Origin of the sequence: Pseudomonas sp. NBRC 111139, from assembly GCF_001753955.1 — a bacterium.
Lineage (GTDB): Bacteria > Pseudomonadota > Gammaproteobacteria > Pseudomonadales > Pseudomonadaceae > Aquipseudomonas > Aquipseudomonas alloputida.
Genome location: NZ_BCBP01000060.1, coordinates 16,556 through 37,744, shown reverse-complemented (window position 1 = coordinate 37,744; position 21,189 = coordinate 16,556). Strand labels below are relative to the sequence as shown.

General features: G+C 61.2%; 18 protein-coding genes and 6 tRNA genes. 16 read left to right on the top strand and 8 right to left on the bottom strand.

From position 1 onward, the window contains the following. The first annotated feature begins 229 nt into the window (after positions 1-229). From alaS to BJQ17_RS22690, 8 genes are all read left to right on the top strand, one after another. Complete coding sequence (alaS, locus tag BJQ17_RS22725) at positions 230-2,854, top strand: alanine--tRNA ligase (protein ID WP_070096683.1); 2,625 nt, start codon at positions 230-232, stop codon at positions 2,852-2,854. 102 nt (positions 2,855-2,956) lie between these two features. Then, a complete protein-coding gene (locus tag BJQ17_RS22720; RefSeq protein WP_003254504.1) occupies positions 2,957-4,192 on the top strand; it encodes an aspartate kinase in 1,236 nt (411 codons plus the stop codon). A gap of 166 nt (positions 4,193-4,358) precedes the next feature. Continuing rightward, positions 4,359-4,547, top strand: coding sequence for a carbon storage regulator CsrA (csrA, locus tag BJQ17_RS22715; protein WP_003254503.1), 189 nt, complete (start codon positions 4,359-4,361; stop codon positions 4,545-4,547). Between the two features lie 72 nt (positions 4,548-4,619). Next, positions 4,620-4,710, top strand: a tRNA-Ser gene (locus BJQ17_RS22710). Between the two features lie 106 nt (positions 4,711-4,816). Next, a tRNA-Arg gene (locus BJQ17_RS22705) sits at positions 4,817-4,893 on the top strand. 71 nt (positions 4,894-4,964) lie between these two features. Beyond that, positions 4,965-5,041, top strand: a tRNA-Arg gene (locus BJQ17_RS22700). A 74-nt stretch (positions 5,042-5,115) separates the two neighbouring features. Then, positions 5,116-5,192: transfer RNA gene (locus BJQ17_RS22695), tRNA-Arg, on the top strand. Positions 5,193-5,265: 73 nt separating this feature from the next. Beyond that, positions 5,266-5,342, top strand: a tRNA-Arg gene (locus tag BJQ17_RS22690). A 20-nt stretch (positions 5,343-5,362) separates the two neighbouring features. Here the strand turns inward: BJQ17_RS22690 and BJQ17_RS31340 are convergent. After that, positions 5,363-5,545: a hypothetical protein gene (locus BJQ17_RS31340; RefSeq protein ID WP_127644222.1), complete on the bottom strand. Its 183-nt coding sequence runs from the start codon at positions 5,543-5,545 to the stop codon at positions 5,363-5,365. A 193-nt stretch (positions 5,546-5,738) separates the two neighbouring features. On the opposite strand from BJQ17_RS31340, the gene mgtE reads away from it, so the two are divergent. Further along, on the top strand, positions 5,739-7,181 hold the full coding sequence (gene mgtE, locus BJQ17_RS22685) for a magnesium transporter (RefSeq protein ID WP_003254500.1): 1,443 nt from the start codon (positions 5,739-5,741) through the stop codon (positions 7,179-7,181). Positions 7,182-7,287: 106 nt separating this feature from the next. On the opposite strand, the gene BJQ17_RS22680 is transcribed toward mgtE, so the two are convergent. Continuing rightward, entirely contained in the window at positions 7,288-7,614 is a 327-nt protein-coding gene (locus BJQ17_RS22680; RefSeq protein ID WP_003254499.1) for an Arc family DNA-binding protein, read from the bottom strand. Between the two features lie 69 nt (positions 7,615-7,683). Here BJQ17_RS22680 and BJQ17_RS31335 point away from each other — a divergent pair, with 69 nt between their 5' ends. The 3 genes from BJQ17_RS31335 (at position 7,684) to BJQ17_RS22670 (ending at position 8,740) form a co-directional block, all read left to right on the top strand. Continuing rightward, positions 7,684-7,887, top strand: a complete 204-nt coding sequence (locus BJQ17_RS31335) for a hypothetical protein (RefSeq protein ID WP_014755754.1) — start codon at positions 7,684-7,686, stop codon at positions 7,885-7,887. Between the two features lie 71 nt (positions 7,888-7,958). Then, entirely contained in the window at positions 7,959-8,552 is a 594-nt protein-coding gene (phnN, locus tag BJQ17_RS22675) for a phosphonate metabolism protein/1,5-bisphosphokinase (PRPP-forming) PhnN (protein WP_054888707.1), read from the top strand. 111 nt (positions 8,553-8,663) lie between these two features. Next, a tRNA-Arg gene (locus tag BJQ17_RS22670) sits at positions 8,664-8,740 on the top strand. Positions 8,741-8,822: 82 nt separating this feature from the next. On the opposite strand, the gene BJQ17_RS22665 is transcribed toward BJQ17_RS22670, so the two are convergent. Beyond that, positions 8,823-10,205: an amino acid permease gene (locus tag BJQ17_RS22665; protein ID WP_003254493.1), complete on the bottom strand. Its 1,383-nt coding sequence runs from the start codon at positions 10,203-10,205 to the stop codon at positions 8,823-8,825. A gap of 312 nt (positions 10,206-10,517) precedes the next feature. Continuing rightward, positions 10,518-11,045, bottom strand: a complete 528-nt coding sequence (locus BJQ17_RS22660; RefSeq protein ID WP_003254492.1) for a hypothetical protein — start codon at positions 11,043-11,045, stop codon at positions 10,518-10,520. A gap of 215 nt (positions 11,046-11,260) precedes the next feature. Between BJQ17_RS22660 and BJQ17_RS22655 the strand changes: the two genes are divergently transcribed. Next, positions 11,261-12,259: a diguanylate cyclase gene (locus tag BJQ17_RS22655; RefSeq protein ID WP_014861695.1), complete on the top strand. Its 999-nt coding sequence runs from the start codon at positions 11,261-11,263 to the stop codon at positions 12,257-12,259. Positions 12,260-12,531: 272 nt separating this feature from the next. Here BJQ17_RS22655 and lpdA read toward each other — a convergent pair whose 3' ends face one another. Genes lpdA through BJQ17_RS22635 form a run of 4 tightly spaced genes read right to left on the bottom strand, consistent with a single transcriptional unit; the run spans position 12,532 to position 17,478 of the window. Further along, a complete protein-coding gene (lpdA, locus tag BJQ17_RS22650; protein ID WP_003254489.1) occupies positions 12,532-13,911 on the bottom strand; it encodes a dihydrolipoyl dehydrogenase in 1,380 nt (459 codons plus the stop codon). A gap of 2 nt (positions 13,912-13,913) precedes the next feature. After that, positions 13,914-15,185 (bottom strand): dihydrolipoamide acetyltransferase family protein, encoded by a 1,272-nt coding sequence (locus BJQ17_RS22645; protein ID WP_004575764.1) that lies wholly within the window; start codon positions 15,183-15,185, stop codon positions 13,914-13,916. Continuing rightward, positions 15,186-16,244, bottom strand: a complete 1,059-nt coding sequence (locus tag BJQ17_RS22640) for an alpha-ketoacid dehydrogenase subunit beta (protein WP_003254487.1) — start codon at positions 16,242-16,244, stop codon at positions 15,186-15,188. A gap of 1 nt (position 16,245) precedes the next feature. Further along, entirely contained in the window at positions 16,246-17,478 is a 1,233-nt protein-coding gene (locus BJQ17_RS22635; protein WP_003254486.1) for a 3-methyl-2-oxobutanoate dehydrogenase (2-methylpropanoyl-transferring) subunit alpha, read from the bottom strand. A gap of 198 nt (positions 17,479-17,676) precedes the next feature. On the opposite strand from BJQ17_RS22635, the gene bkdR reads away from it, so the two are divergent. The 3 genes from bkdR to BJQ17_RS22620 all read left to right on the top strand — a co-directional run bounded on the left by bkdR (position 17,677) and on the right by BJQ17_RS22620 (position 21,130). After that, entirely contained in the window at positions 17,677-18,162 is a 486-nt protein-coding gene (gene bkdR / locus BJQ17_RS22630) for a Bkd operon transcriptional regulator BkdR (protein WP_003254485.1), read from the top strand. Between the two features lie 253 nt (positions 18,163-18,415). Beyond that, complete coding sequence (locus BJQ17_RS22625; RefSeq protein ID WP_175442752.1) at positions 18,416-19,657, top strand: glutamine synthetase family protein; 1,242 nt, start codon at positions 18,416-18,418, stop codon at positions 19,655-19,657. A gap of 132 nt (positions 19,658-19,789) precedes the next feature. Beyond that, entirely contained in the window at positions 19,790-21,130 is a 1,341-nt protein-coding gene (locus BJQ17_RS22620; RefSeq protein WP_064614948.1) for an MFS transporter, read from the top strand. Positions 21,131-21,189: the final 59 nt, after the last annotated feature.

Below are 21,189 nucleotides of genomic sequence, written 5' to 3'. Positions count from 1 at the left end.
TTCCCTTTTCCCCTCCCTTAAGCGGTAATTGGCTTGCCAGTGGCGAAACACAGGATTTAGCATCCGGTCATGTCGTTTTCGTTTGCATAGCCCGAAAAACCGTCCAAACGATGGCTTCTATCGTATAAACACACTGCATCAAGACTGCAGGACCGATATAATGCGGCCCTTTGCCGTCGTTTCGTCGACGCGTTTGCCCAACAGGGCCGCCGTTTCCGTGGAAGAACCTATGAAAAGCGCAGAAATCCGTGAAGCCTTCCTTCGCTTCTTCGAAGAGCAGGGACATACCCGAGTCGCCTCCAGTTCGCTGATCCCGAACAACGACCCGACCCTGCTGTTCACCAACGCAGGCATGAACCAGTTCAAGGACTGCTTCCTCGGTGCGGAGAAGCGCGCCTACACGCGTGCTGTCAGCAGCCAGAAGTGCGTGCGTGCCGGTGGCAAGCACAACGACCTGGAAAACGTCGGTTACACCGCGCGTCACCACACCTTCTTCGAAATGCTGGGCAACTTCAGCTTCGGCGACTATTTCAAGCGCGATGCCATTACCTTCGCCTGGACCTTCCTGACGTCTGAGCAGTGGCTGAACCTGCCCAAGGAAAAGCTCTGGGTCACCGTCTACGCCACCGACGACGAAGCCTACGACATCTGGACCAAGGAAGTCGGCGTGCCGGCCGAGCGCATGGTGCGCATCGGCGATAACAAGGGCGCCCCGTACGCCTCCGACAACTTCTGGACCATGGGCGATACCGGCCCGTGCGGCCCATGCACCGAGATTTTCTACGATCACGGCCCGGATATCTGGGGTGGCCCACCTGGCTCGCCAGAAGAAGACGGTGACCGCTACATCGAGATCTGGAACAACGTCTTCATGCAGTTCAACCGTACAGCCGACGGTGTGTTGCACCCGCTGCCAGCGCCGTCGGTGGACACCGGCATGGGCCTGGAGCGCGTCAGCGCCGTGCTGCAGCACGTGCATTCGAACTACGAGATCGACCTGTTCCAGAACCTGCTGGCTGCCGCAGCCCAGGCCATCGGTTGCAGCAATGACGGCCAGGCCTCGCTGAAAGTGGTCGCCGACCACATCCGTTCGTGCGGCTTCCTGATTGCCGACGGCGTGCTGCCGTCCAACGAAGGCCGTGGCTACGTGCTGCGCCGCATCATTCGCCGCGCTTGCCGTCACGGCAACAAGCTGGGCGCCAAGGGCAGCTTCTTCTACCAGATCGTTGCCGCACTGGCCGCTGAAATGGGCGAAGCCTTCCCGGAGCTGAAGAGCCAGCAAGCGCACATCGAGCGCGTGCTCAAGGCCGAAGAAGAGCAGTTCGCCAAGACCCTGGAGCAGGGCCTGCGCATCCTCGAGCAAGACCTGGCCCAGCTGAAAGGCGACGTGGTACCGGGCGACGTGGTGTTCAAGCTGTACGACACCTATGGCTTCCCGATGGACCTGACTGCCGACATCGCCCGTGAGCGTGAGCTGACTATCGACGAAGCCGGCTTCGAGCGTGAAATGGACGCCCAGCGTGAGCGTGCCCGTTCCGCCAGCGCCTTCGGCATGGATTACAACAGCCTGGTCAAGGTCGACAGCGCCACCGAGTTCCTCGGTTACGACACCACCGAGGGCCAGGGCAAGATCATCGCCCTGTACAAGGACGGCCAATCCGTTGACCAGCTGGGTGAAGGCGAGCAGGGCGTTGTGGTGCTCGACCGCACGCCGTTCTACGCCGAGTCCGGTGGCCAGGTCGGTGACAGCGGCTTCCTGCAGGCGGGTACTGCACGCTTCGACGTGCGTGATACCACCAAGACCGGCGGCGCCTTCCTGCATCACGGCGTGGTGGCCAGCGGTGCGCTGCTGATCGGTTCGCCCGTCGAGGCCAAGGTCGATGCCGACGTACAGCACGCCACCTCGTTGAATCACTCCGCCACCCACCTGCTGCACGAAGCATTGCGCCGGGTACTGGGCGAGCATGTACAGCAGAAGGGCTCGCTGGTCGACAGCCAGCGCCTGCGCTTCGACTTCAGCCACTTCGAAGCGGTGAAGCCGGAGCAGATCAAGCAGCTGGAAGACATCGTCAACCGCGAGATTCGCAAGAACACCCCGGTTGAAACCGAACTGACCGACATCGAAACTGCCAAGGCCAAAGGCGCAATGGCGCTGTTCGGCGAGAAATACGGCGACACCGTGCGTGTGCTGAGCATGGGCGGTGATTTTTCGGTGGAATTGTGCGGCGGTATCCACGCCAAGCGCACCGGTGACATCAGCCTGTTCAAGATCATCAGCGAAGGCGGCGTAGCCTCTGGCGTGCGCCGTATCGAAGCCGTAACCGGTGCCGCTGCGCTGGCTTACCTGAACGCTGCCGAAGAGCAGGTCAAGGAAGCCGCACAACTGGTCAAGGGTAACCGCGACAACCTGATCGACAAGCTGTCGGCTGTGCTTGAGCGCAACCGCCAGCTGGAGAAGCAGCTGGAACAGCTGCAGGCCAAGGCCGCCAGCGCCGCCGGGGACGATCTCTCCAACGCGGCCGTTGAGGTCAAGGGTGCCAAGGTCCTCGCCGCCCGCCTGGATGGGCAGGATGGCAAGGCCCTGCTGGCCCTGGTCGATCAGCTGAAGAACAAGCTCGGCCACGCAGTGATCCTGCTGGGCAGCGAGCATGAGGGCAAGGTTGTGCTGGTGGCCGGCGTGACCAAGGACCTCTCCAGCCAACTCAAGGCTGGCGATCTGATGAAACAAGCCGCTGCGGCGGTGGGTGGCAAGGGCGGCGGCCGTCCGGACATGGCCCAGGGTGGTGGCGTCGACGTCGCTGCCCTGGACCAGGCCCTGGCGCTGGCCGTGCCATTCGCAGAGCAGGGACTTTGAGATGAGGGGGTGGAGGGTCTAGTGGCCACACAGGCCACTCCCGTCCACCCCTTCATGTTGGATTGTTTTTTGGGGCCCTGTATGGGCTGAGGCACCATTGAAATGGCGTTGATCGTACAGAAATTTGGCGGCACCTCTGTCGGTTCCATCGAGCGGATCGAGCAGGTAGCCGAAAAGGTCAAGAAACACCGTGAAGCGGGCGACGACCTGGTGGTTGTGCTGTCGGCCATGAGCGGTGAAACCAATCGCCTGATCGACTTGGCCAAGCAGATCACCGATCAGCCGGTTCCTCGTGAACTGGACGTGATCGTGTCGACGGGTGAGCAGGTCACCATTGCCCTGCTGACCATGGCCTTGATCAAGCGTGGTGTGCCAGCGGTGTCCTACACCGGCAACCAGGTGCGTATTCTCACCGACAGCTCGCACAACAAGGCGCGCATTCTGCAAATCGACGACCAGAAGATTCGTGCCGACCTCAAGGAAGGTCGCGTGGTCGTGGTTGCAGGCTTCCAGGGTGTCGACGAGCACGGCAGCATCACTACCCTGGGTCGTGGTGGCTCTGATACCACCGGCGTGGCCCTGGCGGCGGCGCTGAAGGCTGATGAGTGCCAGATCTACACTGATGTTGATGGCGTCTACACCACCGACCCGCGCGTCGTGCCACAGGCTCGTCGCCTGGAGAAGATCACCTTCGAAGAGATGCTGGAAATGGCCAGCCTTGGTTCCAAGGTGCTGCAGATCCGTTCGGTGGAGTTCGCCGGCAAGTACAACGTTCCGCTGCGCGTGCTGCACAGCTTCAAGGAGGGTCCGGGTACCCTCATTACCATTGATGAAGAGGAATCCATGGAACAGCCGATCATTTCCGGTATCGCCTTCAACCGTGATGAAGCAAAGCTGACCATTCGCGGCGTGCCGGATACCCCGGGCGTGGCCTTCAAGATCCTCGGCCCGATCAGCGCTTCGAACATCGAAGTCGACATGATCGTGCAGAACGTTGCTCACGATAACACCACCGACTTCACCTTCACCGTGCACCGCAACGAGTACGAGAAGGCGCAGAGCGTGCTGGAAAACACTGCGCGCGAAATCGGTGCCCGTGAAGTGATCGGCGACACCAAGATCGCCAAGGTCTCGATCGTTGGTGTCGGCATGCGTTCGCACGCCGGTGTTGCCAGCTGCATGTTCGAAGCCCTGGCCAAGGAGAGCATCAACATCCAGATGATCTCCACTTCCGAGATCAAGGTTTCGGTGGTGCTCGAAGAGAAGTACCTGGAGCTGGCCGTGCGCGCGCTGCATACCGCGTTCGATCTGGATGCTCCTGCCCGACAGGGCGAGTAAGGCGCTGCCTGGAAGGGCGCGGCTTGCCGCGCCCTTCGCGTTTCTGCTCGCCGCGCAGGCCCTGTCCTGCCCTGTGCGGCGAGTAACCGGGGCCATGGTCGTCGTCCGCGACCCGGCCCGATATCCAAGACTGTTACCCCTGAATGTTTTGCGTAAGGAGAAAGCTATGTTGATTCTGACTCGTCGGTGCGCCGAGAGCCTGATCATTGGAGACGGCGAGATCACCGTGACGGTGCTTGGCGTCAAAGGCAACCAGGTGCGTATTGGCGTGAGCGCCCCGAAAGAAGTGGCAGTTCACCGCGAGGAAATCTACCTGCGGATCAAGAAGGAGAAGGATGAAGAGCCAAGCCTTTAATTTTTTTGAAGTTTTTTTCAAAAAAAGGGTTGCAAAGGTGAAAGAGGTTCTTTAATATTCGCCTCGTGTTGCGGTGAGGTGGCCGAGTGGCCGAAGGCGCTCCCCTGCTAAGGGAGTATACCTCATAAGGGTATCGGGGGTTCGAATCCCCCCTTCACCGCCATTATTTGCGTAGGGCGCTGTAAACGGTAGGAACGCTAAGTAGTTGTTTTATAACGAAAAGCTTCTTGCAAAAATGTTTCAGCGACCTATAATGCGCGGCAAGACACGGACTCATAGCTCAGCTGGATAGAGTACTCGGCTACGAACCGAGCGGTCGCAGGTTCGAATCCTGCTGAGTCCGCCACTTTTGAAGTGGCTTTGTTTGCAAGGCTGCTTCAATCAACCAGCGGTATCTGGTCTAAAACTGCCAATCGCGGACTCATAGCTCAGCTGGATAGAGTACTCGGCTACGAACCGAGCGGTCGCAGGTTCGAATCCTGCTGAGTCCGCCACTTTCTTGAAGTGGTTCTGCTTGCAAAGCCATTTCAGTCAACCAGCGGTAATCTGGTTTAAAACTGCCAATCGCGGACTCATAGCTCAGCTGGATAGAGTACTCGGCTACGAACCGAGCGGTCGCAGGTTCGAATCCTGCTGAGTCCGCCACTTTCTCGAAGTGGTTCTGCTTGCAAAGCCATTTCAGTAAGCCAGTGGTAACCTGGTCTAAAACTACCATCACGGACTCATAGCTCAGCTGGATAGAGTACTCGGCTACGAACCGAGCGGTCGCAGGTTCGAATCCTGCTGAGTCCGCCATACCCCATCAAAAAGCCCGCTCAATAGAGCGGGCTTTTTGTTTGTGCGCCAATGAATTCTTGAGCCTGTCGATCTACGCTCTTCTGTAATGATTGCGGTGTAGTCTTGAGCCGCTGAGCGGCCTCAAAAATCAAATGTGCTTTCTCATCCACAACAACCGTCGCACTGATAGCTTCGAGCGTTGTCCCAGCTTTATCACGCAAACGATTGTTCTGGCCAAAAATTTAAGCGATCTGACAGCTTTAGCAGTGTATGATTGCGCCCGTCAGCCCCGCCGGGGCTTGTGGAAAACCACCATGGACTTACCCAGTAGTTACTCGCTAACACGATTCATACAGAAAGATCTGACCGATTGATTCCCTCGGCGTGCTCCGCTGCTGGGAGTGGAGTTCGCCTATGACCGAAGTAGAAGTTAAAAAAGCGCAAGAAAGCCTGCAGGATCGCCTGGCCCAGGTGGTCGAACTGCTGCAGCGTCAGCGCATGGTCGAAGACCTGACCCATCGCCAGGAAGGCGCGCACAATGACCTGGTGGAAAACCTGGTCCACCGCCAGAACCTCGTCGAGCTGCAGCGCAAGCTCGATGACCTGCACCCCGCCGACATCGCCTACATCCTCGAAGCCTTGCCCCTGGAAGATCGCCTGACGGTCTGGCAGCTGGTGCGCTCGGAGCGCGATGGCGACATCCTGCTGGAAGTTTCCGATTCGGTTCGCCAATCGCTGATCGCCGACATGGACGATCACGAGCTGCTGGCTGCCGCCAAGGAGATGGACGCCGACGAACTGGCCGACCTCGCCCCAGAGCTGCCGCGTGACGTTGTTCACGAGCTGATGGAAACCCTCGATGCCCAGCAACGCGAGCGGGTGCGTTCGGCGCTGAGCTATGACGAGGAGCAGGTCGGTGCGCTGATGGACTTCGAGATGGTCACCATCCGCGAAGACGTCAGCCTGGAAGTGGTGCTGCGCTACCTGCGCCGCCTGAAAGAATTGCCGAACCACACCGACAAGTTGTTCGTGGTCGATTACGACGGCATCCTCAAGGGGGTATTGCCGATCAAGCGCCTGCTGGTCAACGACCCGGAGAAGAAGGTGGCGGAGGTCATGGCGACCGACCCTGTCTCCTTCCAGCCCGAGGAAGATGCCTACGATGCAGCGCAGGCTTTCGAGCGTTATGACCTGGTATCCGCCCCGGTGGTGGACAAGAGCGAACGCCTGATCGGCCGTCTGACCATCGACGAAATGGTTGACCTGATCCGTGAGGAAAGCGAGAGCGAAGTCCTCAACATGGCGGGTCTGCGTGAAGAGGAAGATATTTTCGCCTCGGTCTGGCGTTCGTTCCGCAACCGTTGGGCGTGGCTGGCCATCAACCTGATTACCGCGTTCGTTGCTTCGCGAGTGATCGGGTTGTTCGAAGGTTCGATTGAAAAGCTGGTGGCGTTGGCTGCGTTGATGCCGATCGTTGCGGGTATTGGTGGCAACTCTGGTAACCAGACCATCACCATGATCGTCCGCGCCATGGCCCTGGACCAAGTGTCGCCAGGCAATACCAGCCGCTTGATGCGCAAGGAATTGGCGGTGTCGCTGATCAACGGCCTGGTTTGGGGCGGAGTGATTGGTGCGGTGGCTTTCTGGCTGTATGGCAGCTGGTCGCTGGGGGTGGTGATGACTGCAGCGATGACCTTGAACTTGTTGTTGGCAGCGCTGATGGGCGTGCTGATCCCGATGACATTGGCCCGCCTGGGGCGCGACCCTGCGATGGGGGCGAGCGTGATGATCACTGCTGTGACCGACAGCGGTGGTTTCTTCATCTTCCTTGGGCTGGCGACGCTGTTCCTGTTGTAAGCCGGTCCTCCCTGTGGGAACGTCCCACAGGGAAATGCCTTTGCTGCCAATCAGTCATCCACAAAAAAGCCAGCTTACGCTGGCTTTTTTGTGTTCGCTGCAGGCCTCAGGAAGCGTCTGCGGCCATTTCCACATCGTGAGCGATGAGGGCGACCAGGGCGTTCTGCTGGCGGTGGGACAGTTGGCGGAAACGCTGCAGCAACTCGCGCTCATGCAGGGACAGCTCGGGGCTGTCCAGGCGCATGCTCAGTTCATCACCCAGCGCACCTTCCTGGATAAGGCTCTGCTCCAGGCGTGCAATGATCTCGGAGTTCATGCTGCGGTGGTGGTTGCGCGCTACCTCGGCAATGCGCTCACGCATTCCGTCAGGCAGGCGGACGACGAACTTGTCAGCAGTGCGGCTCGAATAAATAGCCTGTTTCATTGGGCGCATATAAATTGACCAGAGTTTGGTTCAGGGGAAGCGGTTCTCAAATTGGCCGCACGGGATGGAAGTACGACCGTGGCGACGACAAAATGTTCAACCGCCAGTGAAAAATGGATGCTCATCTTGCCTCATGGTCGCCGTTTGCTTGGCGTCAATTATGTGACAAATAGTGAGCCGGATAAAGGCTTTATGCCAGTACCAATTATCAGAAATGAGCACTGGTTTGAAAAGTTTTACATGCTCTGGCTAGCCTGGCCGTCAGTCTTTTGCCGTCAATAATCGGTAAAACGCAGAAAAATGCCCAGAAAAGCCCTAGAATGCGCCGGTTCTCTCCATAGAGCATAGTGGCTATGCAACATGACGCAAGCGACCGCCGATCAGGGACGGGCCGGTTGATATTTCTGGTTGGGCCGTCGGGTTCCGGGAAAGACTCCCTGATCGACGCTTCGCGTGAGCAACTGGCCCTCGCCGGGGTAGAAATTGCCCGCCGGGTCATCACCCGTTCGGCCGAAGCCAAAGGCGAAGCTGCCCAAGGGGTCACGCCTGAGCAGTTTGATACCTTGCGTGCGCAGGGTGCGTTTGCCATGCACTGGCGGGCCAATGGCCTGGACTATGGCATACCCCGGCAGGTGGACCAGTGGTTGGCGGCGGGGAGGGCAGTGCTGGTGAATGGCTCGCGGGCTTATCTGCCAGAAGCCCGTCAGCGCTACCCGGATTTGTTGGCCGTGTTGGTCGAGGTCAAGCCTGAGGTGCTGCGCCAGCGCTTGCTGGCCCGGGGTCGGGAAACTGCAGAAGAAGTGGAGCAGCGCCTGGCGCGCAGCGCACGCTTGCAAGCTGCAGCCGACCCGTCGGTACATGTGCTGGATAATTCTTCCACACTGGAGGCGGCGGTCGCCGCATTTGTTTCGCTGCTTCGCCATCAGGGCGTGCTACCACGGGGATAGCAGCGGCAGAAAAGGATTACGCGAAAAAGCCCAGTTGAGGCATGACAAACGCCAGCATGCTGGTTAACATGCTGGCCATCCCGCTGTGCAGCGCTCGCTGCCGGTCGTAGCGTCTCAGTAGCTCAATTGGATAGAGCATCCCCCTCCTAAGGGGAAGGTTGCAGGTTCAATTCCTGCCTGGGACGCCATTCTCGTCATTCCCATTATTGTCTCCGTTGCCTTTGTCGCCGTCGTGCTGCTGTTGACAGCACCTGCGCTTGGCCAGCGCTGTCATGCATCACGTCCGTGGGCTAACGCCGCGCTTGGGGCCAGCCGCTGACGCATCAGGAAGTACCCCGCCACCACCAGCAGTACCGTCAGCACCGTGAACCAGAATTGGAAACGCGATGCCGGGTCGAACGCCTGGGTGCCGATGACTGCCAGCAAGGCGAACAGCGCAATGATATTGGTGTAGGGGAACAGCCAGGCACGGAAGGCGTTTGGGGCGACCGCTTCGTGGCGGGTTTTCCTGCGCATCGCCACGTGGGCGATGATGATGAAGATCCATACGACCATGACCAGGCTGCCGGTACTCTTGGCCAAGGTCATGAACAGGTCGCCGCCACTGACAAAGTGCACGGTCAGGATCATCGTGCAGATCGACAGGCTCAGCAGCAGTGCATTGATCGGTACGCCCTTGGCACTGGTGCGTGAGAACAGCTTGGGCGCGTGACCGCGCTGGCTCAGCGAGAACAGCATGCGCGAGTTGGAGAACATGAACGAGTTCATCACCGACATGAACGAGACGAACAGCACCAGTTTCATGGCCACTGCAGCACCACCGAACCCGGCCAGGCTGAACAGCGAAACATAGGGCGAGGCCAGGTTGGCCTTGTCGGTCCAGGGCAGGCAAAGGATCAGGATCGACACAGAGCCTACGTAGAACAGCATCACCCGCAGGATCACGCTCTTGATCGCACGGATCACGTTCTGTCGCGGGTTCTCTGACTCACCCGCGGCCACAGCGGCAATTTCGCTGCCGCCCAGGGAGAAAATCACCACGATAACGCCGGCCATCACCGGTGACAGGCCGTTGGGCATGAAGCCGTCATGGGCGGTGAGGTTGATCAGGCCGGGGGCGGGAATCTCACTGTGCAGGCCGAGCAGGATCGAGACGCCCAGCAGCATGAAGATGAGGATGGTGGCGACCTTCATCGCGGCGAGCCAATACTCGACTTCGGCAAACGAACGCACCGAGTAGGCGTTGCTGGCCATGAGTGTCACCAGCATCAGGAAGGCACCTGCCCAGATCGGTAGCCAGGGCAGGAAGTCATGCAGGATGGCGCCCAGCAGTACCGCTTCCAGGGTGATGGTCATCATCGACTTGAACCAGTACAGCCAGCCGACCGCAAACCCTGCCCAGTCACCGAGGTAGGTGTTGGCGTAGGTCGAGAACGACCCTGCATCCGGGTTGCGGCAGGCCATTTCGCCCAGCATGAACATGACCAGGGTGACCACCAGGCCACCAATGAAATACGACAGTATGGCCGCGGGCCCTGCCGATGCGATCAGTGAGCCCGAGCCCATGAACAGCCCTGCACCGATCACCCCACCCAGCGCGATCATGGTGATATGCCGCTGCTTGAGGCTTTGCTTCAAACCGTGTGATTGCATTTCCTTGTCCTCTCTTATTTTAGGAGGGATCCGACATCGTCCCCCTACGCAGGCATCGTCATGCGCCTGCGTCCACGCGTGGCAAATAGCTACCAGCCTGCCACCCTGGACAATAAGGCCAAGGACCTCAAACGAATTCTCTGCACAACATCCTGCCGATTTTTCCTGAGACCGGTCATGGCGCCGGCAGCGTTGCAGTTGACGAAGCCATGCACCACCTGAACATCGACGCCACCGCACGCCTTCAAACCGCTCAGGCTGGGGCGCCTTGGACGAACCGTGGCGCTCTCCTTAGCGGCCGCTGGCATTCCCTCACACCGGGCTTGCCGCTTGTTGCTCTTCATCCACGCCGCCGTCCACCTTGGCGACCTGCTCTTGCGCTTTCTCCTCGATCTTGCGCTTGATGTCTTCTTTCATGCGCTGGGCGATCAACTCGTCGACCTTTGCTTTCATTTCGGGCGGCAGGGCGTCGTACTCTTCTTCGGTCAAGCCTATTTCACGCAGCAGTTTTTCCTTGATCATCTCGCCGGGCGACTTGGACATGAAGTCGTGAAATTCCTGCCGGGCAGTCTTGGACGGCAGAGGTTCTCCGATGACCGGCTCGGTGGTCGCAGAACTCAGGTTTTGCAGCATCACCTTGAATTTGGCAAAGGCTTCTGCACGAGCATCCTCTGCGTTTTGCTGAGCGGTGCTGCCTCCATTCTGCTGTTGGCTCGCCGTGTTGGCGGTGGATATTGGCGTGCGGACCGGTGCAATCTGGGCCACTGCCTGCTCATCGCTGGTGGACCGAGGCTGATGGAGCGTGGGCTGCCAGCTGACGCCGTTAGGGGCGATTATCATGTTTCCTCCTTGGAAATCTCGTTGGCAGGTACCAAGCGCAAAAGCCATGCCAGCGCTGTGCCGGTCGAAATCAGGGCGTTGGCACTATTTCGGTTGCACGCGGGTGGGCATATGCTTGCCCGTGATAGGCATCATCTTGCCGCTCGCGGCAATCAACACCACTGTCGGCAGCCCCTTGATCGGAGCGCAGTTGCTGGGCATCAGGGAGAGCGTCCATGAGTCAAGACACCAGGCCGGTACCTGCCGGCTTCAGTGAACAGCAGTTGCACACCTTGTTCGATTTGATCAGCGATGGCATCTGGGACTGGAATGCCAATACCGGCTACGTTTATCGCAACCCGGGCTGGTACAACATGCTGGGTTATGCCAGCCACTCCATGGCCAACTCGGTATTTACCTGGGAAAGCGTGATCCATCCCGAAGACTACCCTCGGGTAATGGCCCATTTCGAGGCCTATATCAATCAGCGCAACGAGCGCTACCGCATTGAATACCGTTGCCGTTGTCAGGACGGCAGCTACATCTGGATCGAAGACAGCGGCTACGTCATCGCGCATAACGAGGACGGTTCCGTGGCACGCATGCTGGGTGCGCATCGCAATATCGACGCTGGCAAGCGCTTGGTGACGCAACTGGAACAGAAGAACCAGTCGCTGGAATTTCAGGTGGCCGAACGCACCCGTGAGTTGTCCTGGGTGAACCAGCAGTTGCAGCGGCAACTGGACGAAAACCGTGAATTGGCCGAACGCGATGCGTTGACCCGTGTCGCCAACCGTTACCGGCTGGAGAGCGCGTTGCAGCGGGAGTGCCAGCGCGCCCAGCGCTTCCGCCAGCCGTTGTCGCTGATTGCCATGGACATGGATGATTTCAAGCCGATCAACGACCGCTACGGTCACGCCCGTGGCGATGCGGCGCTGGTCCGGGTGGCCGAAAGCCTGCGCACCTGCTTGCGCGAACTGGACCTGCTGGCGCGCTGGGGCGGCGACGAGTTCGTCATCGTGCTGCCGCAGACCGCGCTGGGGGAGGCGCTGGATGTGGCGGCGCGCTTGCGTCAGGTGCTGGAGCAGGTGGAGCCGGTGGGTGATTGCCGGCTGACCATGAGCTATGGCGTGGTGCAATGGCTGGAAGGGGAGGACCAGCACGCGCTGCTGGCGCGTGCCGACAAGGCGCTCTACAGGGCCAAGGGTACAGGCAAGAACGCAATTGCCGAGTAGCTAGTGTGGTGTTTCACAAATAACGACCATAATTCGCGGCGCTTTTTGCGCTCATGCGGCGTTGTCGCTCCTCGCCGTAGCTGGGCTACGACTCGTCGCGACGCCTTGCCTGAGCGCAAAAATCGCTCGCGAGTTATTGGCCGTATTTGCAAAACACCACACTAGCCCCTCAAAGAGCGCGCTGTTTTCTGGAGGCTTGGATGGCCTGAATGAAAAAAGACCCGCAGCGCCTCTCGGCGCAGCGGGCCAAATCGGCCTCGGCCGCTTCAGTGTCAGATATGCAAGGCGTGGCCCAACGCGCGCAGGGCGGCTTCTTGCACCGCTTCACCCAACGTGGGGTGGGCATGAATGGTGCCGGCCACATCTTCCAGGCACGCGCCCATCTCCAGCGATTGGGCAAACGCGGTGGATAGCTCGGAGACCGCCACGCCAACCGCCTGCCAACCCACGATCAGGTGGTTGTCACGGCGCGCCACCACCCGCACGAAACCGCTTTTCGACTCCAGGCTCATGGCCCGGCCATTGGCGGCAAACGGGAACTGCGCGACGATGCAGTCCAGGCCCTGCTGGCTGGCTTGTTCCGGGGTCTTGCCGACCACCACCACTTCCGGGTCGGTAAAGCACACGGCGGCAATCGCTGCCGGCTCGAAGCGTCGGGCCTTGCCGGCGATGATTTCGGCGACCATCTCGCCTTGGGCCATGGCCCGGTGCGCCAGCATCGGTTCGCCAGCGACGTCGCCGATGGCCCAGACGTTGTGCATGCTGGTATGACAGCGCTCGTCGATGGCAATGGCGGCGCCGTTCATCTTCAGGTCCAGGCATTCCAGGTTGAAGCCCTTGGTGCGTGGCCGGCGGCCAACGGCCACCAGTACCTGGTCGGCCTCCAGGCGCAGTTGCCCACCCTTGCCGTCGCTGGCCAGCAGGCAGCCATTTTCGTAGCCCTCGACGCTGTGGCCCAGGTGCAACGCGATGCCCAGTTTCTTCAGCGACTCGGCCACCGGGGCGGTCAATTCGCTGTCGTAGGTCGGCAGGATGCGCTCACGTGCTTCCACCACACTCACCTGTGCACCCAGCTTGCGATAGGCAATGCCCAGCTCCAGGCCGATATAGCCACCGCCAACCACCACCAGGTGTTGCGGCAGGGCTTTCGGCGCCAGAGCTTCGGTCGAGGAAATCACCGGGCCACCCAGCGGCAGCATCGGCAGTTCGACACTGCTGGAACCGGTCGCCAGCAACAGATGCTCGCACTGGATACGCTGGCCATCGACCTCGACCTGCTTGCCGTCCAGTACCTTGGCCCAGCCATGCATCACTTTCACCCCGTGCTTTTTCAGCAAGGCGGCAACACCGGTGGTCAGACGGTCGACAATGCCGTCCTTCCAGGTGACGCTCTGGCCGATGTCCAGGCGCGGCGAAGCCACGCTGATGCCCAGCGGCGAGGGTTCGGTAAAGCGCGAGGCCTGGTGAAACTGCTCGGCCACGTGGATCAGCGCCTTGGACGGGATGCAGCCGATGTTCAGGCAGGTGCCGCCCAGTGCCTGGCCTTCCACCAGTACGGTAGGAATGCCCAGTTGCCCGGCGCGGATGGCTGCTACATAGCCGCCAGGGCCGCCGCCGATGATCAACAGGGTAGTCTGGATAATCTGTTGCATGCTCACTCCACGAACAGGCAGGCGGGTTGTTCGAGCAGGCCACGCACGGCCTGGATGAACAGGGCGGCGTCCATGCCATCGACCACGCGATGGTCGAACGAGCTGGACAGGTTCATCATCTTGCGCACGACGATCTGGCCGTCGATCACCACCGGCCGTTCGACCATGCGGTTGACCCCGACGATTGCCACTTCCGGGGTGTTGACCACCGGCGTGCTGACAATGCCACCCAAGGCGCCGAGGCTGGTCAGGGTGATGGTCGAGCCGGACAGCTCTTCACGGCTGGCCTTGTTGTTACGTGCAGCGTTGGCCAGGCGCGAAATCTCGCCGGCATTGGCCCACAGGCTGCCTGCTTCGGCGTGGCGCAGCACGGGTACCATCAGGCCGTTGTCACCCTGGGTGGCAATACCCACATGCACCGCGCCATGGCGGGTGATGATCTGCGCTTCGTCGTCGTAGGTCGCGTTGATCTGCGGGAAGTCACGCAGCGCCACGACGAGGGCGCGCACCAGGAATGGCAGCAAGGTCAGCTTGCCGCGGCTGTCGCCGTGCTTGCTGTTGAGTTGCTGGCGCAGGGCTTCCAGGGCGGTGACGTCGATTTCCTCGACATAACTGAAGTGCGCGACCCGGCGTTTGGCGTCCTGCATGCGCTGGGCGATCTTGCGGCGCAGGCCGATCACCGGCACCTGTTCGCTGTCGGTGCGCTTGGCATAACCATCAGGTGCTTGCCCGGCATTGCTTTGCGGCTTGCTCATGAAGGCGTCGAGGTCTTCGTGCAGAATGCGCCCGGCCGGGCCGCTACCATGCACATAACGCAGTTCGATACCGGCGTCCAGGGCGCGTTTGCGCACGGCCGGCGAGGCCAGCGGCTTGTCGCCCGGCTGGCGCGGCACGATGGGCGCAGCTTCGTGGTTGGCGGGCGCCTGGTACACGGCGGGTTTTACGTCTTTCTGCGGTTCCGGCTTGGCTGCAATCGGGGCGGCCGGGGCCTCTACCGTTTTTGGCTGAGGCACGTCCACATGGTTGCCGCTGCCTTCCACTTCGATGCGGATCAGTTCGCTACCGACCGCCATCACTTCCCCGGGCTGGCCACCCAGGGCCAACACCTTGCCGCTGACCGGCGAGGGGATTTCCACAGTGGCCTTGTCGGTCATGACGTCGGCCACCACCTGGTCCTCGGCGATGATGTCGCCGACCTTGACGAACCATTCCACCAACTCGACCTGCGCGATGCCTTCGCCAATGTCCGGCATCTTGATGACGTGCGTGCCCATTCAGACCTCCATGACCTTTTTCAGTGCCGCACCTACCCGCGAAGGGCCGGGGAAGTAAGCCCATTCCTGTGCGTGAGGGTAGGGGGTGTCCCAGCCGGTGACGCGCTCGATCGGCGCCTCCAGGTGGTGGAAGCAGTGCTCCTGCACCAGCGCCACCAGCTCGGCACCGAAGCCGCAGGTGCGGGTGGCCTCGTGCACCACCACGCAACGGCCGGTCTTTTTCACCGACTCGACGATGGTGTCCAGGTCCAGCGGCCACAGGCTGCGCAGGTCGATCACTTCGGCATCGACGCCGCTTTCTTCGGCGGCCACCTGGGCCACGTACACCGTGGTGCCGTAAGTCAGTACGGTCACGTCATTGCCAGGGCGGGTAATGGCGGCCTTGTCCAGCGGTACGGTGTAATAGCCGTCGGGCACGGCGCTGTGCGGGTGCTTCGACCACGGGGTTACAGGGCGGTCGTGGTGGCCATCGAACGGGCCGTTGTACAGGCGTTTGGGCTCCAGGAAGATTACCGGGTCGTCGCATTCGATCGAGGCAATCAGCAGGCCTTTGGCGTCATAAGGGTTGGACGGCATCACGGTGCGCAGGCCGCAGACCTGGGTGAACATCGCTTCCGGGCTCTGGCTGTGAGTCTGGCCGCCATAGATGCCGCCGCCGCAAGGCATGCGCAGGGTCAGCGGGGCAATGAACTCGCCGGCCGACCGGTAACGCAGGCGGGCCAGCTCGGAGACGATCTGGTCGGAGGCCGGGTAGAAGTAGTCGGCGAACTGGATCTCCACCACCGGGCGCAGGCCATAGGCACCCATGCCCACGGCGGTACCGACGATGCCGCTCTCGGAGATGGGCGCGTCGAACACGCGCGATTTGCCGTACTTGTTCTGCAGGCCTTCGGTGCAGCGGAACACGCCGCCGAAGTAACCGACGTCCTGGCCGTACACCACCACATTGTCGTCGCGCTCAAGCATGACATCCATGGCCGAGCGCAGGGCCTGGATCATGGTCATGGTAGTGGTGGCCATGGCGGTTTCCGGGTTGATGCTGTTGTTGTGGTCGTTCATCTCAAACCCCCAGTTCCTGGCGTTGACGGCGCAGGTGTTCGGGCATCTCCTTGTACACATCCTCGAACATCGAGGCGGCGCTCGGGATGTGCCCGTTGGCCAGGGTGCCGTACTGCTCGGCTTCTTTCTGTGCGGCAATCACCGCAGCTTCGAGCTCGGCCGTGACGGCCTGGTGTTCTTCCTCGGACCAGTGGCCGATCTTGATCAGGTGCTGCTTCAGGCGGGCGATCGGGTCACCCAGCGGGAAGTGGCTCCAGTCGTCGGCAGGGCGGTACTTGGAGGGGTCGTCCGACGTCGAGTGCGGGCCGGCACGGTAGGTGACCCACTCGATCAGGCTTGGGCCCAGGCCGCGGCGGGCGCGCTCGGCCGCCCAGCGCGAGGCGGCGTACACGGCGACGAAGTCGTTGCCGTCAACCCGCAGCGAAGCAATACCGCAACCCACGCCACGGCCGGCAAAGGTGGTCGACTCGCCACCGGCGATGGCCTGGAAGGTGGAAATGGCCCACTGGTTGTTGACCACGTTGAGGATGACCGGGGCGCGGTATACGTGGGCAAAGGTAAGGGCGGTGTGGAAGTCTGACTCGGCAGTAGCGCCGTCACCGATCCACGCCGAGGCGATCTTGGTATCGCCCTTGATCGCCGATGCCATGGCCCAGCCGACCGCCTGTACGAACTGGGTCGCCAGGTTGCCGCTGATGGTGAAGAAGCCGGCTTCGCGCACCGAGTACATGATCGGCAACTGGCGGCCCTTGAGGGGGTCGCGCTCGTTGGACAGCAGTTGGCATATCATCTCGACCAGCGACACGTCGCGGGCCATCAGGATGCTTTGCTGGCGGTAGGTCGGGAAGCACATGTCGGTGCGGTTCAGCGCCAACGCCTGGCCGCTGCCGATGGCTTCTTCGCCCAGGCTTTGCATGTAGAAGGACATCTTCTTCTGGCGCTGGGCAACCACCATGCGGCTGTCGAAGATCCGCGTCTTGAGCATGGCGCGCATGCCTTGACGAAGGATCTGCGGGTCAATGTCTTCGGCCCAGGGGCCTTGCGCGTCGCCTTGCTCGTCGAGCACGCGGACCAGGCTGTAGGACAGGTCGGCAGTGTCGGCAGCATCGACATCGATCGCGGGTTTACGGGCTTGACCTGCATCGTTGAGGCGCAGGTAGGAAAAATCGGTCTGGCAGCCTGGCCGGCCGGTGGGCTCGGGCACATGCAAACGCAGGGGGGCGTACTCGTTCATGCTTTTTACGCTCGCTCGGGTATTTGTTTTTGTGAGCTCTGAAGCGGCCGCCGCTGAGTACCGGCTTGTGACTGGTAAGTCAGCGTCACCTACATCTTAGTGGCCCGGCAGGAGAATTTTTCTCTCAAGTTGATTGCCTTTGCTGAGCGGGGCAGATAAACATTCCGCATAAACACAAAAAACCGGTGATTTTGTCTTATGCGCAAACTCGATCGTACTGATATCGGCATTCTCAACAGCCTGCAAGAGAACGCCCGCATCACCAATGCCGAGCTGGCACGCTCGGTGAACCTGTCGCCCACGCCTTGTTTCAACCGGGTGCGGGCCATGGAAGAGCTGGGGGTGATCCGCCAGCAGGTGACCTTGCTGTCGCCTGAGGTGCTGGGGCTGGATGTGAATGTGTTTATCCATGTCAGCCTGGAAAAACAGGTGGAGCAGTCGTTGCATCGGTTTGAAGAAGAGATCGCCGAGCGGCCCGAGGTGATGGAGTGCTACCTGATGACCGGGGACCCGGATTACCTGTTGCGGGTGCTGCTGCCGAGCATCCAGGCGCTGGAGCGGTTTCTCGATTACCTGACGCGCTTGCCGGGGGTGGCCAATATTCGTTCGAGTTTTGCCCTGAAGCAGGTGCGCTACAAGACGGCGTTGCCGTTGCCGGCCAATGGCATGACCTTGCGGGAGTAGGGGGCTGTGCCGGCCTCTTCGCGGGTGACCCCAGTCCTACACGGGGCGCACCCACCTGTAGGCGCGGGGTCACCCGCGAAGAGGCCGACACAGGCACCTATATAGGCTGCTTGATATTTTAAACACCCGCAGCCTATGTTGTTGTCAGCCTACAACAACAAGGACAAGCGTCATGAGCACCGCTCAGCTCCAGGGCATCGATGAAATCGAATGCGTCACCCCCGACCTCAACGGCGTCCCGCGCGGCAAGGTGATGACCGCCGACGGCTTCCTCGAAGGCCGTCGCCTGCAGATGGCCCGGGGTGTGCTGCTGCAGTGCATCATGGGTGGCTACCCAGCGGCGAAGTTCTACGGCAGTGACGACGGCGACCTGGCACTGGTGGCCGAACCCAGTCAGGTCCACCGCCTGCCCTGGAGCAAGGACGGCCGCGCCTTGGCCATCTGCGATGCCAACGAGCTGGATGGCCGGCCCTCGGCACTGTCCACCCGGGGCCAGCTAAAAGCCGTGATAGCCCGCTATGCGGCACTGGGCCTGGCGCCGGTAGTGGCAACCGAGCTGGAGTTCTTCGTCTTTGCCCCCAACACCGACCCGCAGCAACCGTTCCTGCCGCCTGTAGGCAGCGATGGCCGCCGCGAGCTGGGCCATTCGGCGTTCAGTGTCAGTTCCAACAACGGCCTGCGCCCGTTCTTCAAGGAGGTGTACCACTGCATGGCCGCGCTCGGCCTGCCACGTGACACCTTCATGCACGAAATGGGTGTCAGCCAGTTCGAGATCAACCTCCTGCACGGCGACCCGCTGCTGTTGGCCGACCAGACCTTCCTGTTCAAGCACCTGCTCAAGGAAGTGGCGCTCAAGCACGGGCTGACCGTAGTCTGCATGGCCAAGCCGCTGGCGCGTACGCCCGGCAGTTCCATGCACATTCACCAGAGCCTGGTCGAGGCCGGCAGCGGGCGTAACGTGTTCAGTGACGAGCAGGGCCTGCCGACAGACACCTTCCACCACTTCATCGGTGGGTTACAGGCGTGCATGGCCGACTTCACCGCCCTGTTCGCGCCCAACGTCAATTCCTACCAGCGCCTGTGCCACCCCTATGCCTCGCCGAACAATGCGTGCTGGTCCGAGGACAATCGCGCCGCTGGCTTGCGCATTCCGGCCAGTGCACCGGTAGCGCGACGGGTGGAAAACCGCCTGCCTGGCGCCGATGCCAACCCGTACCTGGCCATTGCTGCCAGCCTGGCCGCCGGGCTGCATGGCATCGAGCAGCGCTTGCAACCGTCGCCGGCCATCCAGGGCGAATTCGAAGTGCCCGAGCACCTGAGCCTGCCGTGCACGCTGCACGCGGCCCTTGAAAGGCTCAAGCGCAGCGCGCTGGCGCGGGAACTGTTCGGCAGCGAGTTCATCGAAGGCTACATTGCCAGCAAGACGCTTGAGCTGAGCGATTTCTTCGACGAGATCACGCCGTGGGAGCGCCGGGTCCTGGCGGCACAGGCCTGAGCGCGACACAACCTGCACCGGGCACGCCCCCGCAATGCCAAATAGCTGTCGGGGGGCCTGCGCCAGGCGGTTTTTGCCTTTATGCTGCTAGCACCCAAAACTGCCACCTGACCAGGGAGCTCCACGGGACGTATGCGAAATGTATGGAAGCCGTTTCAGTCGTTGTATTTCGCCGCGCTGATGATGTTGATCGGCTCGGGCCTGCTCAGCACCTACCTGGCCCTGCGCCTGGCTGCCGACCACGTCGACAGCCTGTGGGTGGGTGCGTTGATGGCGGCCAACTACTTTGGTCTGGCGGTTGGCGGCAAGGTTGGCCACCGGCTGATCGGACGGGTAGGGCACATACGCGCCTATGCCACCTGTGCCGGTATCGTCGGCGCTGCGGTGCTCGGTCATGGCCTGACCAGCTGGCTGCCGGCCTGGGTCGGGCTGCGCATGATCGTCGGCCTGGGGATGATGTGCCAATACATGGTCATCGAGAGCTGGCTCAATGAGCAGGCCGATGTGAAACACCGGGGCGCGGTGTTCAGCGGCTACATGATTGCCTCGTACCTGGGGCTGGTGCTTGGCCAGTTGATTCTGGTGGTGCACCCGCAGCTCGGCCCTGAGCTGCTGATGCTGGTGGCGATGTGCTTTGCCCTGTGCCTGGTGCCCGTGGCGATGACCCGGCGTATTCACCCGGCGCCCTTGCGCCCGGCACCGATGGAGCCGAAGTTTTTCATCAAGCGCGTGCCGCAGTCGCTCAGTACGGTTTTGGGCTCGGGGCTGATTGTCGGCTCGTTCTACGGTCTGGCGCCTTTATATGCGTCAAGCCAGGGGATGAGTACCGAGCAGATCGGTCTGTTCATGGGTAGCTGCATTTTTGCCGGCCTGCTGGTGCAGTGGCCGCTGGGCTGGTTGTCTGACCGTTATGACCGGGCGGTGCTGATTCGGAGTGTGGCAGTGGGGCTGGCGCTGGCGGCTGCGCCATTGGCGATACTGCCCAGTGTGCCGCTGGAGTTGCTGTTCGGTATCGGCTTCCTGATCTCGTTGCTGCAGTTCTGCCTGTACCCGCTGGCGGTTGCCTTTTCCAATGACCACGTGGAAAGCGAGCGCCGGGTATCGCTGACGGCGATGCTGTTGGTGACCTACGGTGTGGGTGCATGCGTCGGCCCCCTGGCGGCAGGGGTTCTGATGAAAGTGCTGGGCGCGCAGATGCTGTATGCGTTCTTCGTATTCTTTGCTCTGGTGCTGGTCTGGCGTATTCGGCCGAAAGCGGTTACCGGCCTGCATCAGGTGCAGGACGCACCGCTGGGCCACGTGGCGATGCCGGCGGCCGGTTCGCCGTTGTCGGCGGCGCTGGACCCGCGGGTGGATGAGCAGACGGTGCAGGACGTGATGCAGGCGCCGGTGGCGGCTGAAGATACCGAGGATGAAGAGAAGGGCGCGCAGCAACAGGCGCCTGAACCTGAAGAGGTCAGCAAGTCGGTGTAGGAGCGGGTTTACCCGCGAAGAGGCCAGCCCAGCAGAAACACAAATGAAAACGCCACCTC

Coding starts and splice junctions, on each gene's coding strand:
- alaS (WP_070096683.1), top strand. CDS start 230: ATGAAAAGCGCAGAAATCCGTGAAGCCTTCCTTCGCTTCTTCGAAGAG.
- BJQ17_RS22720 (WP_003254504.1), top strand. CDS start 2,957: ATGGCGTTGATCGTACAGAAATTTGGCGGCACCTCTGTCGGTTCCATC.
- csrA (WP_003254503.1), top strand. CDS start 4,359: ATGTTGATTCTGACTCGTCGGTGCGCCGAGAGCCTGATCATTGGAGAC.
- mgtE (WP_003254500.1), top strand. CDS start 5,739: ATGACCGAAGTAGAAGTTAAAAAAGCGCAAGAAAGCCTGCAGGATCGC.
- BJQ17_RS22680 (WP_003254499.1), bottom strand. CDS start 7,614: ATGCGCCCAATGAAACAGGCTATTTATTCGAGCCGCACTGCTGACAAG.
- phnN (WP_054888707.1), top strand. CDS start 7,959: ATGCAACATGACGCAAGCGACCGCCGATCAGGGACGGGCCGGTTGATA.
- BJQ17_RS22665 (WP_003254493.1), bottom strand. CDS start 10,205: ATGCAATCACACGGTTTGAAGCAAAGCCTCAAGCAGCGGCATATCACC.
- BJQ17_RS22660 (WP_003254492.1), bottom strand. CDS start 11,045: ATGATAATCGCCCCTAACGGCGTCAGCTGGCAGCCCACGCTCCATCAG.
- BJQ17_RS22655 (WP_014861695.1), top strand. CDS start 11,261: ATGAGTCAAGACACCAGGCCGGTACCTGCCGGCTTCAGTGAACAGCAG.
- lpdA (WP_003254489.1), bottom strand. CDS start 13,911: ATGCAACAGATTATCCAGACTACCCTGTTGATCATCGGCGGCGGCCCT.
- BJQ17_RS22645 (WP_004575764.1), bottom strand. CDS start 15,185: ATGGGCACGCACGTCATCAAGATGCCGGACATTGGCGAAGGCATCGCG.
- BJQ17_RS22640 (WP_003254487.1), bottom strand. CDS start 16,244: ATGAACGACCACAACAACAGCATCAACCCGGAAACCGCCATGGCCACC.
- BJQ17_RS22635 (WP_003254486.1), bottom strand. CDS start 17,478: ATGAACGAGTACGCCCCCCTGCGTTTGCATGTGCCCGAGCCCACCGGC.
- bkdR (WP_003254485.1), top strand. CDS start 17,677: ATGCGCAAACTCGATCGTACTGATATCGGCATTCTCAACAGCCTGCAA.
- BJQ17_RS22625 (WP_175442752.1), top strand. CDS start 18,416: ATGACCGCCGACGGCTTCCTCGAAGGCCGTCGCCTGCAGATGGCCCGG.
- BJQ17_RS22620 (WP_064614948.1), top strand. CDS start 19,790: ATGCGAAATGTATGGAAGCCGTTTCAGTCGTTGTATTTCGCCGCGCTG.